Origin of the sequence: Paraburkholderia sediminicola (genome assembly GCF_046026675.1) — a bacterium.
Lineage (GTDB): Bacteria > Pseudomonadota > Gammaproteobacteria > Burkholderiales > Burkholderiaceae > Paraburkholderia > Paraburkholderia sediminicola_F.
This window is the reverse complement of record NZ_JAQQEY010000002.1, coordinates 1,644,567-1,659,353: the sequence shown is the minus strand read 5'-3', so window position 1 is coordinate 1,659,353 and position 14,787 is coordinate 1,644,567. Positions and strand designations below refer to the sequence as shown.

The 14,787-nt window shown below is 62.7% G+C and carries 15 protein-coding genes; all 15 read right to left on the bottom strand.

Translation table 11 applies throughout. The features are described from left to right. Nucleotides 1-44 precede the first annotated feature (44 nt). The 15 genes from PQQ86_RS27105 to PQQ86_RS27035 all read right to left on the bottom strand — a co-directional run bounded on the left by PQQ86_RS27105 (nt 45) and on the right by PQQ86_RS27035 (nt 14,657). On the bottom strand, nt 45-1,166 hold the full coding sequence (locus PQQ86_RS27105; protein WP_408273940.1) for a porin: 1,122 nt from the start codon (nt 1,164-1,166) through the stop codon (nt 45-47). Then, a complete protein-coding gene (locus tag PQQ86_RS27100; RefSeq protein ID WP_408273937.1) occupies nt 1,163-1,531 on the bottom strand; it encodes a Rieske (2Fe-2S) protein in 369 nt (122 codons plus the stop codon). The genes PQQ86_RS27105 and PQQ86_RS27100 overlap by 4 nt, the downstream gene beginning before the upstream one ends. A 12-nt stretch (nt 1,532-1,543) precedes the next feature. Further along, nucleotides 1,544-2,419 (bottom strand): intradiol ring-cleavage dioxygenase, encoded by an 876-nt coding sequence (locus PQQ86_RS27095; RefSeq protein WP_408273934.1) that lies wholly within the window; start codon nt 2,417-2,419, stop codon nt 1,544-1,546. Continuing rightward, nucleotides 2,416-3,525, bottom strand: coding sequence for a branched-chain amino acid ABC transporter permease (locus PQQ86_RS27090; protein WP_408273931.1), 1,110 nt, complete (start codon nt 3,523-3,525; stop codon nt 2,416-2,418). Before PQQ86_RS27090 ends, PQQ86_RS27095 begins: the two co-directional genes overlap by 4 nt. A 9-nt stretch (nt 3,526-3,534) precedes the next feature. Continuing rightward, entirely contained in the window at nt 3,535-4,401 is an 867-nt protein-coding gene (locus tag PQQ86_RS27085; RefSeq protein WP_408273928.1) for a branched-chain amino acid ABC transporter permease, read from the bottom strand. Continuing rightward, nucleotides 4,398-5,108, bottom strand: a complete 711-nt coding sequence (locus tag PQQ86_RS27080) for an ABC transporter ATP-binding protein (RefSeq protein ID WP_408273925.1) — start codon at nt 5,106-5,108, stop codon at nt 4,398-4,400. Before PQQ86_RS27080 ends, PQQ86_RS27085 begins: the two co-directional genes overlap by 4 nt. A 2-nt stretch (nt 5,109-5,110) precedes the next feature. Further along, nucleotides 5,111-5,833, bottom strand: coding sequence for an ABC transporter ATP-binding protein (locus PQQ86_RS27075; protein ID WP_408273922.1), 723 nt, complete (start codon nt 5,831-5,833; stop codon nt 5,111-5,113). 20 nt (nt 5,834-5,853) lie between these two features. Continuing rightward, nucleotides 5,854-7,155 carry an ABC transporter substrate-binding protein gene (locus tag PQQ86_RS27070; RefSeq protein WP_408273920.1) on the bottom strand — a complete coding sequence of 434 codons (1,302 nt, stop codon included), beginning with the start codon at nt 7,153-7,155 and terminating at the stop codon, nt 5,854-5,856. Nucleotides 7,156-7,196: 41 nt separating this feature from the next. After that, on the bottom strand, nt 7,197-8,255 hold the full coding sequence (locus PQQ86_RS27065; RefSeq protein ID WP_408273917.1) for a maleylacetate reductase: 1,059 nt from the start codon (nt 8,253-8,255) through the stop codon (nt 7,197-7,199). 6 nt (nt 8,256-8,261) lie between these two features. Further along, on the bottom strand, nt 8,262-9,725 hold the full coding sequence (locus PQQ86_RS27060; RefSeq protein ID WP_408273914.1) for an aldehyde dehydrogenase family protein: 1,464 nt from the start codon (nt 9,723-9,725) through the stop codon (nt 8,262-8,264). A 96-nt stretch (nt 9,726-9,821) separates the two neighbouring features. Further along, entirely contained in the window at nt 9,822-10,817 is a 996-nt protein-coding gene (locus PQQ86_RS27055; RefSeq protein ID WP_408273912.1) for a hydroxyquinol 1,2-dioxygenase, read from the bottom strand. Nucleotides 10,818-10,854: 37 nt separating this feature from the next. Continuing rightward, nucleotides 10,855-11,346 carry a cupin domain-containing protein gene (locus tag PQQ86_RS27050; RefSeq protein WP_408273909.1) on the bottom strand — a complete coding sequence of 164 codons (492 nt, stop codon included), beginning with the start codon at nt 11,344-11,346 and terminating at the stop codon, nt 10,855-10,857. 172 nt (nt 11,347-11,518) lie between these two features. Continuing rightward, the gene (locus PQQ86_RS27045; protein WP_408273906.1) at nt 11,519-12,484 is read right to left on the bottom strand and encodes a LysR family transcriptional regulator; all 966 of its coding nucleotides are present in this window, start codon (nt 12,482-12,484) and stop codon (nt 11,519-11,521) included. A 14-nt stretch (nt 12,485-12,498) separates the two neighbouring features. Next, nucleotides 12,499-13,554, bottom strand: coding sequence for a 3-hydroxybutyryl-CoA dehydrogenase (locus PQQ86_RS27040; protein WP_408273903.1), 1,056 nt, complete (start codon nt 13,552-13,554; stop codon nt 12,499-12,501). After that, complete coding sequence (locus PQQ86_RS27035; RefSeq protein WP_408273900.1) at nt 13,551-14,657, bottom strand: NAD/NADP-dependent octopine/nopaline dehydrogenase family protein; 1,107 nt, start codon at nt 14,655-14,657, stop codon at nt 13,551-13,553. The genes PQQ86_RS27040 and PQQ86_RS27035 overlap by 4 nt, the downstream gene beginning before the upstream one ends. Nucleotides 14,658-14,787 lie beyond the last annotated feature (130 nt).

Here is a 14,787-nt window from a genome sequence, read left to right as displayed (position 1 = left end):
AGAAACCGCATGACAACTCTGCTTGAACAGCACCGGTCGCATCCTCAGAAACTGGTGCGCAAGCCAATGCGCGCAAGCGTCTGCGACCGGTTGCTCGCCGCACCGTCCGGTTGTAGCAAGCCGTTGATCCATGCTCGCGTCACCGCCGCATCGCCACCCGCGCGCTGATACATCGCTTCGACGTAGCCGGTGGTACGCTTCGAGAAACTGTATTGCAGCGCCGTGGTGATCTGCTGCGCCTTGTTGTCCAGCAGCACGTCGTTGCCTTTCATATACGCATAGTCGAGGCCGAGCGTCCACGCCCCGGAGATCGTCCACGCCGCGCTGCCCTTGTACACGTCGATCTTTGCGCCGCTCGCCGTATTCTTCGTGTTGGTGTACAGCAGCATGGCCAACACGCTGCCGAAGTTATAGTGCGCACCCACGCCGAAATTGCGGATACCGTCGTGACCGTCGCCCAGTTGCGGATACTTCACTTCGACGTACGCCGCGCCGATGCCGAACGGACCGTTCGCATAGTTCGCACCGAAGCTCATGGTCGAGTCTTCTGAAAACGAACCCGGCACACCACCAAAGCCGTAGAGAGCGCCGAGAGTGAAGCCAGAGATATCCGGGCTGCGATACTTGACCGAGTTCCCCACACGCGTTGCACCCGCCATGCGGTCAAAGTCGAACGAGCCGGTTGGATTGTTTGGCACGCCCAACGCAGTAAACGGCCCCTGACGAAAATCGTAGATACCACCGAACAGGAACGCGCCGTCATACAGTCCGAGCGTCAGCGTCTCGAACATGAAGTCATACTGATTGCCGAAGGTCAGCGAGCCGAAGCGATCATTGGTGAGTCCCACCAGGGCTGTGCGATTGAAAAGCTGTCCTGCGCCCGGAATCGTCGCGCCGCTGCCCAGATCGAACTGCGACGTAAGTTCGAAGATCGCCTTATTGCCGCCCCCCAGGTCTTCACTGCCTTTGAAAGTCAGCAAATCCGGCGACAGCACGCCGCTGTCGAACAGCGTCGCGGCGCCGCCGTGCTGGTTGTTCACATACGTGACACCCGCATCGATCACGCCTTGCAGTGTCACACTGCTTTGCGCGCCTGCGAAACCCGGCGCCATCAAAGCGACCGTGCAGCCTGCTATCGAAAAGCGCTTCGTCTTCGTCTTTTTCATGTCTGTCCCCTTCCGTTGTTGTTAAATATGTTTCGCTGCTCAATACGAATGGCAACGCGCGTGAGCGCAGCCCCCTGACACGGACCGTCGATGCACTGACCGTCTTCGAACCGGAACATCGCGCTGTGATGCGCGCACATCAGCAATTCGGCGTCGTAGGCCCAGAACGTGTTCGGCTCGTAGTTCAGCGGAATCGAAAAGTGCGGGCAGACGTTGCGGTAAGCCCAGGCGTCGTCGCCTCGGCGCACCACGACGATGCCAGGTGCACCGGCTTGCTCAGCGGCAATTTCCAGCGCGCCGCCGTCCGGAATATCGTCGAGCGCGCACAGAAAGCCCGCATGGGGTTCGGGACTCGCCGCATTCATGACGTGCCCTCCTCACGCGAGTCGTCGACTCATCACGAAGTCGCGCTGGACTTCGAAGAATGGGCTCGGCAAATCCCACTCCCTCGCGGCCGACGCGCTGTCGTTTGGCACGTAGTCGATTACGAGCGACGGCTTCGCGCCAAACACCGCGTCGGAGTCGACATACGGGTCACCGGCGGAATACAGCGCGGTGGTGAGCGTCTCGTAGCCGGGCGCCTCGATCAGGAAGTGGATATGCGCGGGCCGCATCGGATGACGTCCGGTCGCGAGCAACATCTGTCCGACGGGACCATCGGTCGGAATCGGATAGCTGGTCGGTTTGATAGTTCTGAATGCGTATTCGCCGTTCGGTCCAGAACGGAATTTGCCGCGCAGATTGCTCTCCGGTTGATCGGGGTCCTGGCCTTCGTACATGCCGTTATTGGCCGTTTCCCATACCTCGATCAATGCGCCGGACACCGGTGCACCACGTTCGTCGACGAGACGGCCGTGGATGAGCGTCGGCTCGCCTTCGGTGCGCGCTATGTTGGCGCCGAAGGGCTCATCTCTCGCTCCCTCGCGGTAGAACGGGCCGAGGAGGCTGCTCTCGGTCGTGTCGCCGGCGCGTTCGTGATTGATCGCGTCGACCATGATCGACAGGCCGAGCGTGTCCGACAGCAGGATGAACTCCTGGCGAATGCCGCTGCACTTGTTGCCGGTCGCAGTCAGGAATTCAATGCCGCGACGCCACTCCTCGCCGGTCAGTTCAACCTCGCTGGCAAATGCATGCAGATGCTTGACCAGCGCGGTCATGATCTGCTTGATGCGCGGATCGGTGCAATCGGCAAACGTCCTGAGCACGTTCTGCGTCAAGGGATGAATGGTTTCGTCGTTCATTGTCGACCTCATGCGCGATGGGGAGCCGACGGCGTTTCGACGGAATCGGTCGATGCATCGTGCGGCGAAGCTTGTTGTGAACCTTGCTGTGAAGCGCCGGCGTCGACGAATACAACGCGGCGTCCCACGGGGAACAATTGCAGTCCGTAGCGGCGCGATACGAAACCCCACAGCCCTTGCGGAAAGAACATCGTCACGACGATCGCCAGCGCGCCGAGCCCGATCAGATACCAGGTGCCGAAGTCGGAGAGAAACTGGTTCAGCACGAAGAAAATCAGCGCGCCGACAATCGGGCCTTCGAGCGTGCCCAGGCCACCGATCATCACGATGAAAATGCCGAACGCCGTCCAGTTCACCGAGAACGCCGCGTCCGGCGAGATACGCAGGTTGCCGACGAAATACAGGCCACCGGCCAACGCTGTACCGCACGCGGATACCAGATAGACGAGCAACCGTGCACGTTTCACGTCGACACCCTGACTGCTGGCCGCCACCGCGTTGTCGCGCATCGCGGTCAATGCGAGACCGGCTTTGGAACGCAGAAACAGATACAGCAGACCGATCGCCGCCGCGACAATGGCCAAAGCAAGCCATAACGTCAGCGATTCACGCAGCGCACGCGGCACGTCCTGCAGCGCGGTGAGACTGGTGCCCGAACCGCCGCCGAGCACCGACACGTTCGCCACCGTCAGCCGGAACACTTCGGCGATCACCCACGTGCCGATTGCGAAATAGCCGCCTTCCAGCCGGAACGCCACCATCGATACCGGAATCGCGATGACCGTTGCGATTGCCGCCGCGATCGGCACAGCGACGAACGGCGAGATCCCGCAGTAGTTGGCGAGAATCAGCATCCCATAGCCGCCGATGCCGAAGAACGCCTGCTGCCCGATCGACACCATCCCGCCATAGCCCGCCAGCAGATTCCACATCAACGCGAACACCAGATACGACGCGAGCTGCACGAAGTCGCGCATCGCATCGCGCCCGGCCCACCATGGCGCGCTCGCCACCGCCAGCGCGACGATCAGGAGCACGATCATCGCTACGCGGCTCGCGCGGGTCGCGCGCCGCACTTCGAAGCCCCCTGCGGGCCGGTTCATATGCATCATCGTCATGTCGAGCCTCTATGCGGTTTTGGGCAGCAAGCCCTGCGGCCGGGCCACCAGCACGCCGAGAAACACCACGTGACCGAGCCAGATACCCCAGCCGGGATCGAAGTAAAAGCCCACCTGCTGCGCAATACCGAGCGCCATGCCGCCAACGAAGGTGCCCCAGAACGAGCCCATCCCGCCGATGATCACGGCTTCGAATGCGTATAGCAGCAATGCCGGGCCATCGGTCGGCGACACCGCGGTGCGCATCGAATACAGCGCGGCAGCGACTGCGATCAGAACGAACGCAATGCCCATCGCGAGCGCATAGGTGCGGCGATAGGAGACGCCCATCAGTTGCACGATCTCGCGGTCATCCGAGGTGGCGCGAAACGCGCGGCCAAGTGGCGTACGGCCGAACAGCCACTGCATGGCGAAAGCCAAAGCGGTGGTGACGACCAAAGTGACGAGCGGCAGATAGCCCAGCGTGATGCCGCCCACTAGCGTGAGGCTCTGCGACTCGAAGCTGCCCGTTGCGATCGAACGCGGATCGGCGGAGAACACCTGTTGCAATACGTTCTGGATCACGATCGACAAGCCGAACGTGACGATCAGCGAAGGCAGCGGATCGCGGCTGCTCACCCGGTTGAGGATTACGTACTGCACCGCGTAACCCGCACCAAACGCAATCACGAGCAGCAGAACCAGCGACACGGCGAGCGGCAGATGCGCGTAGCTCGTCAGAGCGAACAGCACGAACACCAGCAGCACGATGAAATCGCCGTGCGCTGTATTGGTGAGCCGCATCACGCCGAACACCAGCGACTGCCCCATCGCGAAGAGCCCATACAGCGCGCCGAGCAGCACGCCTTGCACGACGATATTGATGAACGTGTTCATGCGACCGCTCCAAAATATGCCTGCGTGATGGCCTCGTCCGACACCTCGGCCGACACACCCGCCAGCGACACGCGTCCTTCCTGGAAGCAATAGAAACGCGACGACACGCGGCGTGCGAGTTGCACGTCCTGCTCGACGACGATCGCACTCATGCCGTCGGCGACAATCGCGGGCAACGCCGCATAGATCTCGCGCACGATCACCGGCGCGAGGCCGAGCGAAAGTTCGTCGCACATCAGCAGATCGGGATTGCTCATCAGCGCGCGGCCGATCGCGACCATCTGCTGCTGGCCACCTGACAAGGCGGTGGCCGCATGATGACAACGCTCGCGCAAGGCCGGAAACAGCGAGTAGACGCTTTGCAGGTTCCAGCGGCCGGGGCGTTTGGAAAATGCGCCAAGCAGCAGGTTTTCCTCGACGCTCAGGCTTGCAAACAGACGCCGCCCTTCCGGCACCAGCGCAATGCCCTTGCCGACAATGCTCGCCGCAGCCGCGCCGCCAATCGGCTCGCCGCGATACAGGATCTGCCCGGAGGAACGGGGGCGCAGCAGGCCCGCCACCGATTTCAGAAAGGTCGACTTGCCTGCACCGTTCGAGCCGATCAGCGCGATCACCTCTCCGGGCGCCACCGTCACGTCGATGCCGAACAGCGCCTGGAAGTCGCCGTAAAACGCGCTCAGCGCGCGAGTCTCCAGTAATGCCGACATGGTCATGCCTCCAGTCCGAGGTACACGCGCCGCACTTCGGCGTCGTCCATCACGGCGGCGGGCAGGCCTTCAGCGAGCCGTTTGCCGAAGTTGATGACGAGCAGCCGGTCGGCCACCGCGAGCAACGCATGCACGACGTGTTCGATCCACACGATCGTCACGCCCGCCTCTTTCACGCGACGAATCTCGTCGACGAGTTCGTGCGTTTCGGGTTCGGTCAGGCCGCCTGCTATCTCGTCCAGCAGCAACAACTGCGGTTGCGTGGCCAATGCGCGAGCCAGTTCGAGGCGCTTGCGGTCCAACAGGCCCAGCGTGCCGGCCAACTGGTTAGCGCGCGCTTTGAGGCCCGTGCGTTCGAGCACATCCATGCAGACGTCGTAGGCCGCGTGCTCGGCCAGTTCGCCGCCGAAGGTGGCGCCGACCAGCAGGTTTTCGAATACCGTCATGCCACCGAACGGTCGCGGCACCTGATACGAGCGGCCGATCCCCGCCGCGCATCGGCGATGCGGCGGCAAGTGGTTCACATCAGCGCCGTCGAATTCGACGCTGCCCTGATCGGGCCGCACGTCGCCGCTGACGAGGTTGAACAGCGTGGTCTTGCCGGCGCCGTTCGGACCGAGAATGCCGTACGTCTCACCGCGCTCGACCGCGAAGCTGATGTCGTCGGTCACCTGTAGCGCGCCATAACGCTTCGACACGCCAGTTAATCTGAGAACTGGGTTCATCACCGCTCTCCGCTATGCATTCACGCGATCAGCTTGAGCGGGCCGGATAGCGGCACGTTCGGCGCGAGCTGGTTGTTGACGATGGCGAGATCGAAGCGATGCTTTTGTCCCGATCCTTGTGCACTGCGCCATTGCCCGCCGACCAACGGCGTCTTCGCGACGTTCTTCACCGGCCCGCTGCCCCACGCGACATGACCGACCAGCGTATCGAGCTTCGTCGCCGCCACTGCGTCGCGGATCGCTTCATTCGAGTCGACATCTTTCGCGCGCTTCAACGCATCGACAGCGATTTCGAACAGCGCGTGCGCGAAGCCGATCGGTTGCGTCCATTGCTTCGACGTGATGCGCTCGTAGTCGTCCGCGACCTGCCGTGCGCTTTGTCCCGTCAACGACGACTTGAACGGATGCGACGGCGACCACCACACCTCGGTGGAGAGTCCATCGCCGAGATCGCCGAGCGCTTCGATCGAAGTGGGAAACAGCAGTGCCTTGCCGATCGAAATGACCTTGGGTTTCAGACCTTGCTGACGCGCCTGAACGAGGAAGTTCTTCGCATCGGGTGGAATCACGACGCCAGTGACTATCTGCGCATTCGCCTGCTTGAACGACGAAATCTGCGCGGAGAAGTCCTGCGTCATGCTTTGGAAGCGACCCGGGTCCTTCAGCGTGAAGCCCTTTTGGGCGAGCACGGGCGGGAAGCCAAGTTTCGCGTCACCCCAGGCGTTGCCGTCGCCATCGTTCGGGAATAGTCCGCCGACGCTGTGATTGGTCTGCACCGCTTGCCACATGCCGGTGTAGACGGTGATCACATCCTCTAGTCCCCAGAAGAAGTGATAGGTGAAGCGGAAGCCCTTCTTCGGATCGCCCTTTCTACCGAAAAACCAGGGCTGCCACGGCACCACGGTCGACACGCACGGCATTTCGTTCAGTTCGCACGCATCGCTCACTGGATTCGCAGTCTCGGGCGTACCGGAGACGAGCATGATGTCGACCTTGTCCTTCAGGATCAGATCGTTGGCGACTTCGCCGGCGCGATTGGGATTCGACTGACTATCCTTGACGACGATCGACACCGGATAGGTTTTGCCGCCGATCACGATGCCGTTTTTCAGCGCCGTCTGCATCTGCTGGATCGTGAAGCGGTCGGCTTCACCGAACGGCGCGAGCGGGCCGGTTTGCGGCGATACGTAGCCGATTTTCAACGTGCGCGGGCCAGCGGCGAAGACAAGCGGCGAGAACGCCGAGGTTGACGCGGCGAGCGCGCCGCCTGCGGCGAGTGTGACGAAGCGGCGGCGCTTCGCATCGAAGGAATGTGCGTCCATGGTTGTCTCCTGATTTTTTTGTATGAATGGGGGCGTTTGTGCTAATCCGGCCGTCTGCCTTCGAACGCAGCTTCCAGCAGTGCGCGTAGCGGCGTTCGTTCGACCGGCCGCGGATTCCAGTACGGGTTCTTCAACGCGAGATCGAGCGCGAGGTCGAGATCGCTTGCGCTGACACCCATGTCTTTCAGCGCGGTAGGGGCGCCGTGATCGCGTGCGAGATCGAATACGCCTTGCGCGGCGTCGTCGGCATGCAGCGCGCGTGCGATACGCTTCATCGCCTCCGGTGCGGCCTCGCGGTTATAGGCGAGCACGTGCGGCAACACGATCGTGTGTGTCTCAGCGTGCGGCAGATTGAATGTGCCGCCGAGCGTATGGCATAGCTTGTGATGCAACGCCATGCCGACGCTGCCGAGCACCGCGCCGCATAACCATGCGCCGTAGAGGCAGTCGCCGCGCGCGTCGAGATCGCCGGGTTGCCGCATCACCCGAGGCAAACCTTGGCCGAGCGCACGGATACCCTCTTCCGCCATCAACTCGACGATCGGATTCGTGTCCCGCGCGTAGAGCCCTTCGGCCGCGTGGGCGATTGCGTTGATGCCGCTCGTCAGCGATAACGCGGGCGGCAGCGAGGTGGTCAACGACGGGTCGTAGATCACGGTCTTCGGCAACACGCGCAGATCGCGACCGGTCTTTTTGACACCGTCCTCGGTGAGGCCGTAAATCGGCGTCATTTCGGAGCCTGCATAGGTGGTCGGAATCGCGATGATCGGCAGCGAGGTTTCAAGTGCGATCGCCTTGCCGAGTCCGGTCGTCGAGCCACCGCCGATCGCGATCGCGCAATCGGCGCCAACCTGCACGGCAAAGTCGCGGGCCGCGCGAGCGGTTTCGATCGGCACGTGCATCACGGCTTCGGCGTAGACGCCTGCCGCCCGTGAGCCAAGACTTGCCGCCAGCGCTTCGGCCTCGGCGCGCTGCTGCGGCGTGGACAGCACGATCGCGCGCGTGGCGCCGAGGAAGCCAATCTCGCGATCCAGCTGGTCGAGACTGCCCGCACCGAAGATCACGCGTGACGCCAGGCCGTTATAGACGAACGATTCCATGGCGGTTCAGCGCGGGTAGTAAGGCGGAATCTGCGCATCCACGTTGACCCAGACCGACTTGGGCTGCGTGTATTCGCGCATCGCTTCGAAACCCATCTCACGTCCATAGCCGCTCGCGCCGACACCGCCGAACGGTGACGCGGGGCTTACGCGCTTGTAGCAGTTGATCCACACCATGCCGGCGCGAATCTCGCGCGCCACGAGATGCGCGCGTTGCAGGTCGCGTGTCCAGAGACCCGCGCCAAGACCATACTCGGTGCCGTTCGCGATCGCGAGCGCTTCTTCGTCCGTGCGGAATGTAGTGACCGTCATGAACGGACCGAACACTTCTTCCTGCGACACGCGATGCTCCGGCTTCGCTTCGACGATGGTCGGCTCGACATAGCAGCCATTCGCCAGCGCGGCATCGTCCGGCGCCTTGCCGCCCGCCAGCACGCGGCCACCCTGTTCGCGTGCGACGTCGACGAACGACAGCACGCGGTCGCGATGCTGACGCGAAGTGAGCGGGCCCATTTCGGTCAGTGGGTCGAGCGGATTGCCGATCCGGATCGTGCGGCTCAACGCGGCGAACTTCTCGAGCACTTCGTCAGCGATCGATTCATGGACGATCATCCGCGAGCCGGCGATGCACGCCTGCCCCTGGTTATGGAAAATCGCAAACGCGGAGCCTTGCACAACGGCATCGATATTCGCGTCGCCGAATACGATGTTCGCGCCTTTTCCGCCGAGTTCGAGCTGCACCTTCTTCAGATTGCCGCTCGACGCCTGCACGATCTTGCGGCCGATCGCCGTCGAACCGGTGAAGGCGACCTTGCTGATCCCCGGATGCTCGGCGATGTATTGACCCGCCACATGACCCAGGCCCGGCAAGATATTGACGACACCCTCCGGAAATCCAACCTCGGCCATCAGTTCTGCAATGGCGAGACTCGAGAGCGGCGTGAGTTCAGCGGGCTTCATGATCACGCAGTTGCCCGCGGCAAGCGCCGGCGCCATCTTCCAGCTCGTGAACATCAGTGGGAAATTCCACGGCACCACTTGCCCGACAATGCCGACCGGCTCGCGCGTCATGTAGTTCAGAAACCCTTGCTCGACCGGAATCACCGAGCCTTCAAACTTGTCGGCCATGCCGCCGAAATAGCGGAACGTAGCCGCCGTGCGCGGCACATCGAGATTACGTGTGTCGCGAATCGGGTGGCCGGTATCGAGCGATTCGAGGCGTGCGAGCGCATCGGCATTCGCTTCGATTGCGTCGGCGAGTTTGAGCAACAAACGCCCCCGCTCCATCGCGGCGAGATTGCTCCACTTCGGAAACGCCGCCTTCGCAGCCGCCACGGCGCGATCGACATCGGCGGGTCCGGCCATCGCGACTTCGGCAATCACCGAGTTGTCGTGCGGATTGAGGGAGGCGAGCGTTTCGCCGTTTGCAGCCGGCACGAAGCGGCCGCCGATGAAGAGTTGCGTTTGCATGTCAATCCCGCGCAAGTAAAACTTTGGACGTGACAGTCCCCGCGACGCCAGCGGTCTGGCGCCGTTCGATCGACGATCGGAGGGAATATCTGAGAGTTAGATCTGGATCGGATACGGCGGCAGTTCACCGCTTTCGTAGCGCTTCGGCAGATCGGGGGTGGCGTTCTCCCACACCAGCAGCATCGAGCGTTTCTGCGAGTAGCCCTTGTGGCGGATGTCGGCCGGCATCGCGGCGATATCGCCCGCGTTCATCGTGATACGGGCACGCGGCTCGCCGCTGTCCTTGTCGCCGACGTCCCAGATGATCTGGTCGGACAGTTGCAGGAACCACTCGACGCGGTCGTTGCCATGAAACACCGGTAGTACGAACTCTTCGGTGGTCGGGCAGAACAGGCTTTGCTGGCACACGGAAGTGACCGACGGATTCCACGTCACGTCCGAGCGCGACAGGTACTTGAAGAGGCTGAACGCATGCAACGTGTTCTCAAAGCCTGGCTCTGCATGAATCTCCGGCTCGTCCTGATCGACGTCGGCGAACTGGCGGTTGACCGGCAGGTCATCGCGCAACGGCGAATCGCCTTCGAGGCCCGGCATGCGTTTGGTGGCGATCCGCGTGCGCTCGATCGCGGCGATGTTGTCGCCATGTTTCGTGCCGAACGCAGAACCGGTTTCTTCGGGAGCTGCGAACGGATCGAAACCTTCGTTGACCCAGTCCCGCAGAATCGCCTTGAAGGTGGCCATGATGAGCGGTGTGTCGAACTGCTGCATATGATCGACGCCCGCTTCCTTGAAACTCGCGTTGTACGCGCCGGCATACATGTCGACCTTACCGTAGTGATTGCGCGTGCCGATCACTTCGTCGAAGTTGACCCAGCCGTAGAAGAAGCCCCACGCAACATCCCGCATCATGGCGCGCAGGAAGTCGTCGGCATGCATCTGGTGCGAGCGGATCTGGCCTTTCGCGGGCCATTTGACGGTGGCGAAATAGGCGTCGCGGCTGAATTCGAAATCGCCGAGGCGGAATGTGCGATAACCGCTCACCGCGTCGGCCTCGCTCGCGGTGACGTTTTGCAGGATGCTGACTTTGTCCATGATGGACTCCAGGAGAGGATCGATCGGGTAGAGGGAATCAGTGGATGCAGATATCGGCCCACTTCTCGACCGAATAGCGCCCGAGGATCGTCTGCACGAGCAGCACACCCTTCGTCCTCGCTTCGAAGCGATACGCGGCGCCCGCAGGCAGCAGCGCCTGATGGCCGCGACGCAGCCGCACATAACCCATCGACTGGCCCGACGGCTGGCCTTCGAGCCGCACGCTGCCTTCGGTCTGCGCGTCGACCAGCGGGCCGTCCGACGGCTTGATGAAATAGATGTCGATCTCGCCGTCGAGCACGACCGCGAATTCATCGTGCGACGCAGCAAACCACGGCGACGAACCCTCCGCGCGCAGCGTCTCGATCACGTACTTGAGATTCTTGCCGACGACGACTTTCTCGTAGGGCTCTGCGCGGCTCGCGACGTCGAACACGTTCGACATCGCGTAATGCTCCGGTTTGCCCTTGATGATTTCGATGGAGCCTTTGCGGAAATTGTCCAGGCTACCGAACCAGGTCTCTTGCATGTCTGCCTCCAGTTGATCTACGAATCCGCGAATGCATTGCTTGGATCGAAGATTAAGTGGCGGCAGGCGCAACAGCAATGATCTGAGGGTCGGGAAACGCGAACCATGGGTGCTTCAAAAACGCGCCAGGGAAACTACCTGGTGGAGAACCCGCAAGGTTCTCCAGTGATTCTCAGTCTTCGGCCAACTCCTCGCCGACGCTTTTGGTCTCGTCGTCCGGCGGTGAAATGCCTAGCGCCTTGTCCCACTGCGGTTCGCGCAAATAACGGGCGCGCAGGAAGTCGACGAAAGCCTTGACCTTGGTGGTGGAGCGGTGCGAGGCGGGATAGACCGCCGACAGCCACAGCGGCGGCGCCGCGTACTCAGGCAGCACGCGTTCAAGGCGCCGTTCGAGCAGATCGGCCGCGGCGACCATCGTCGGCAAATAGACGACGCCCGCACCGGCTCGCGCGAACTCGAGCAGCAGGTGCACGCTATTGGTTTTGAGCACGGGATTCAGCGCGATTTCGAAGCACTCGTTGCCGCGCATCAGCGGCCACTTGTCGCCCCATGGGTAGTACGAATAACGGGCGAAATCGTGCCGCAACAGGTCGAGCGGCGTTTCGATCACCGGCTCTTCCTTCAGATAACCGGGCGCGGCGCACAGCACGCCACGCACGGGAAAGAGACGCCGCTCCACCAGCAGGTTGGAAGCCGGTGGATAGATCTGCAAGGCCAGGTCGAAGCCTTCCTGCACAGGATCGATCACCCGGTCGTTGACGGTCACGACGAACTCGACGCGTGGGTAAGCCGCGCGGAATTCGATCAGCGTTTGCGAAAAATGCCCAAGCGCAAAGCCCGGCAGAACGTGGATATTGAGCGTGCCGGCAAGCGCCTGCGGATCGCCGCGCGAGCGTCCGGACAGATCGTGGACCTTGGTGACCAGTTCCGCGCACTCGCGGTAGTACGTTTCGCCGAGTTCCGACAGGCGCACCGCCCGCGTTGAACGATGAAAGAGCGGCACGCCGAAATGCTCTTCGAGCTGCTTGACGCGCGAGGTCACCACCGATTTGGCGACGCCCAGCTGGCGCGCGGCGCCTGCGAAGCTCTGCGCTTCCGCGGCACGCACGAACGCTTCCATCGACATGAACAGGTCCATCTTGTCTCCTCCGGTCACCGTGGCCCGTAGTCTGCCTTGCTTACGGCAAGTGTAGTCTGGTTCGGGACACTGGACGCGGAAACGGCATTAAACACCGGCGCGAGCCCCGTGCTGTCGAGCAACCTGCTGAATTCACCGAGTCGTTTGTGCAGATACGCCGGCACATCGACATCCGCGTAATCGTAGAAGCCACGCGCATTGCGCAGGCCGTCGCGGCCTTCACGCATGTTGTCGCTGACGATCGTAGCGGGCAGGAAGCGCGGATCGATCGCCCGCGCCAGATAGTGCGACGCGTAGTAGAGAATGTCGCAGCCGCCCCAGTCGATAAATTCGAGCAGACCCAGCACGGAAAACCGCAGACCGAAACCGGTACGGATAGCCGTATCGATGTCTTCCGCACTGGCAACGCCCTCCTCGACCATGCGCGCGGCCTCGTTCATCGCCAGCGCCTGGATGCGCGGCACGATGTATCCCGCCGACGGCGCGCACACCACCGGCACCTTGCCGACCCTGCGCAACAAGGCGACCACACGCTCAACAGTCTCTTTCGCCGTGGCATCGCTACGACTAACCTCGACGAGCGGCATCAGGTGGGCCGGGTTGAGCCAGTGCGCGTTGAGAAGCCGCCCGGGATGCACGACCACCTGCTGAAGCTCGGTCACTAGAAACGTCGAAGTAGTCGATGCAAACAACACGTCCGCCCCAGCGTGCTCACCTAGCCAGGCGAACGCGACCTGCTTGGCCTCCATCACTTCCGGCACGGCCTCGAAGACGATCTCGCCTTCGGCAAGCCCTTCCCGCGCGCACTCACGATCCACGATAGCGATGCGCGCCATCGTCTCCGCTGCCTGCGCCTCGCTGATGCGGCCGAACACCACCAGCGTCTGCAACTGCCGTACGATCTCGCCACGCGCGGCCGCCGCAAAGGCGCTACGGGCTGCCGCGTCGCGCTCCTTGAAGTCGATCAGCGTGACGCGCAAGCCCGCATAAGCGAAGGCCAGCGCGATGCCCTGCCCCATCCGCCCCGCACCGAGGATATGAACGTGCTGGATCTCGACGGCTGCGCTCATTGGTCGAAACCCCGTTCGAGCAAGGCCGTCATCGCCTCGCGCGAAAGCGACGCAAGACCCAGCCGCTCGAGCGTGCGGCCTTCGCCGTACAGGTCGCGCTCTGACACCGCGCTCGCCAGATTCAACAGACCTTCGGCGACGGGCGTCGGCACTCCGGCCCAACGTCCCGCCGAAACAAGAAACGACAAACCGAGCCGCGTATCTTCGAGCATATAGCGGTGCGTCTTCAGATCGATGTCCTCGCGCCAGTCGCCACTATCCGTCAGCTTGCCGTGCGCGCCGCGGCCGTACATCCACTCGTCGCCCTCGCTCGCGTAGTGGTCGGCGAGCGGGAAATGCGGCGCGGTGTAGCCGAGGGCTTCGCGTACCGCCATACGCTCGGCGTCGAGCACACTCGTCACGCGGCGGATCGACGGTTGCGTGCCTTCGTTGTGGATGTCCCAGGCGTCGAAGTGCTCGAGCGGTCCGGCGTTCATCATGATCAATGGCGGGTGGATCACCGGTCCCGCGTTCATCAGGGCGCCGCTCAATGCATCCTCAATCGGTTCGACCGATGGATAAGCCTCCTGCAGCACCGGAACCGCCCACGTCGCGAACCGTGCGGGAAAAACGCCGCTCGGCAGACGCGTGGCGTACGCGCTCACCACCACGTTGTCTTCGCCATGTTTGCGTGCGAGGTACGGCAGCGTGCCGGTCTCCGCGAAGGCCACCTCGTGCGCGTTGCCCGCCTCGTGCATCGCCTTCGCGAACACATAGCTGCCGAACGTGCCAGGCGGCAGGAACACCACCTGATGGTCCGCGAGAAATGGTGCCAGTTGAGCCGCCAGCGCTTCGTGCGTCGTTGAAGGCAGGGGAATCACGATGAGCGCTGCGCCCTCCACTGCTTCCGCAAGGTCGTCGACGAGACGGATCGCGCCCGGCTGCGCGCCGATCGGCACCCGCCGCTCGCCACGAAAGTCTTTGACCTTGAGCGCGCCGAGTTCACGCAGCCGCGCCGCGGCGACCGTATCGCGGCGCCACCACGTCACGTTATGGCCTTTTTCCAGCATGTCGATCACGGCCGCATAGCAGCCATGGCCCCCGCCCAGTACGCTGACATTCATCACACTTCTCCTTGTTCGATGATCGTCAGACTACGGGGTCGCCGGCACAAAGACGCTTCACAGCGCGCAAGCCGCATTCAAATCCGGCAACTCAATGCAAGCGCAGTCGCGCGCCTGATGAACAATCGCG

Bases quoted from the DNA above. Each gene is read 5' to 3' on its own strand.
- PQQ86_RS27090 (WP_408273931.1), bottom strand. From the start codon at position 3,525: ATGACGATGATGCATATGAACCGGCCCGCAGGGGGCTTCGAAGTGCGG.
- PQQ86_RS27035 (WP_408273900.1), bottom strand. From the start codon at position 14,657: ATGAATGTCAGCGTACTGGGCGGGGGCCATGGCTGCTATGCGGCCGTG.
- PQQ86_RS27040 (WP_408273903.1), bottom strand. From the start codon at position 13,554: ATGAGCGCAGCCGTCGAGATCCAGCACGTTCATATCCTCGGTGCGGGG.
- PQQ86_RS27050 (WP_408273909.1), bottom strand. From the start codon at position 11,346: ATGCAAGAGACCTGGTTCGGTAGCCTGGACAATTTCCGCAAAGGCTCC.
- PQQ86_RS27070 (WP_408273920.1), bottom strand. From the start codon at position 7,155: ATGGACGCACATTCCTTCGATGCGAAGCGCCGCCGCTTCGTCACACTC.
- PQQ86_RS27045 (WP_408273906.1), bottom strand. From the start codon at position 12,484: ATGGACCTGTTCATGTCGATGGAAGCGTTCGTGCGTGCCGCGGAAGCG.
- PQQ86_RS27085 (WP_408273928.1), bottom strand. From the start codon at position 4,401: ATGAACACGTTCATCAATATCGTCGTGCAAGGCGTGCTGCTCGGCGCG.
- PQQ86_RS27100 (WP_408273937.1), bottom strand. From the start codon at position 1,531: ATGAATGCGGCGAGTCCCGAACCCCATGCGGGCTTTCTGTGCGCGCTC.
- PQQ86_RS27080 (WP_408273925.1), bottom strand. From the start codon at position 5,108: ATGTCGGCATTACTGGAGACTCGCGCGCTGAGCGCGTTTTACGGCGAC.
- PQQ86_RS27075 (WP_408273922.1), bottom strand. From the start codon at position 5,833: ATGAACCCAGTTCTCAGATTAACTGGCGTGTCGAAGCGTTATGGCGCG.
- PQQ86_RS27065 (WP_408273917.1), bottom strand. From the start codon at position 8,255: ATGGAATCGTTCGTCTATAACGGCCTGGCGTCACGCGTGATCTTCGGT.
- PQQ86_RS27105 (WP_408273940.1), bottom strand. From the start codon at position 1,166: ATGAAAAAGACGAAGACGAAGCGCTTTTCGATAGCAGGCTGCACGGTC.
- PQQ86_RS27095 (WP_408273934.1), bottom strand. From the start codon at position 2,419: ATGAGGTCGACAATGAACGACGAAACCATTCATCCCTTGACGCAGAAC.
- PQQ86_RS27060 (WP_408273914.1), bottom strand. From the start codon at position 9,725: ATGCAAACGCAACTCTTCATCGGCGGCCGCTTCGTGCCGGCTGCAAAC.
- PQQ86_RS27055 (WP_408273912.1), bottom strand. From the start codon at position 10,817: ATGGACAAAGTCAGCATCCTGCAAAACGTCACCGCGAGCGAGGCCGAC.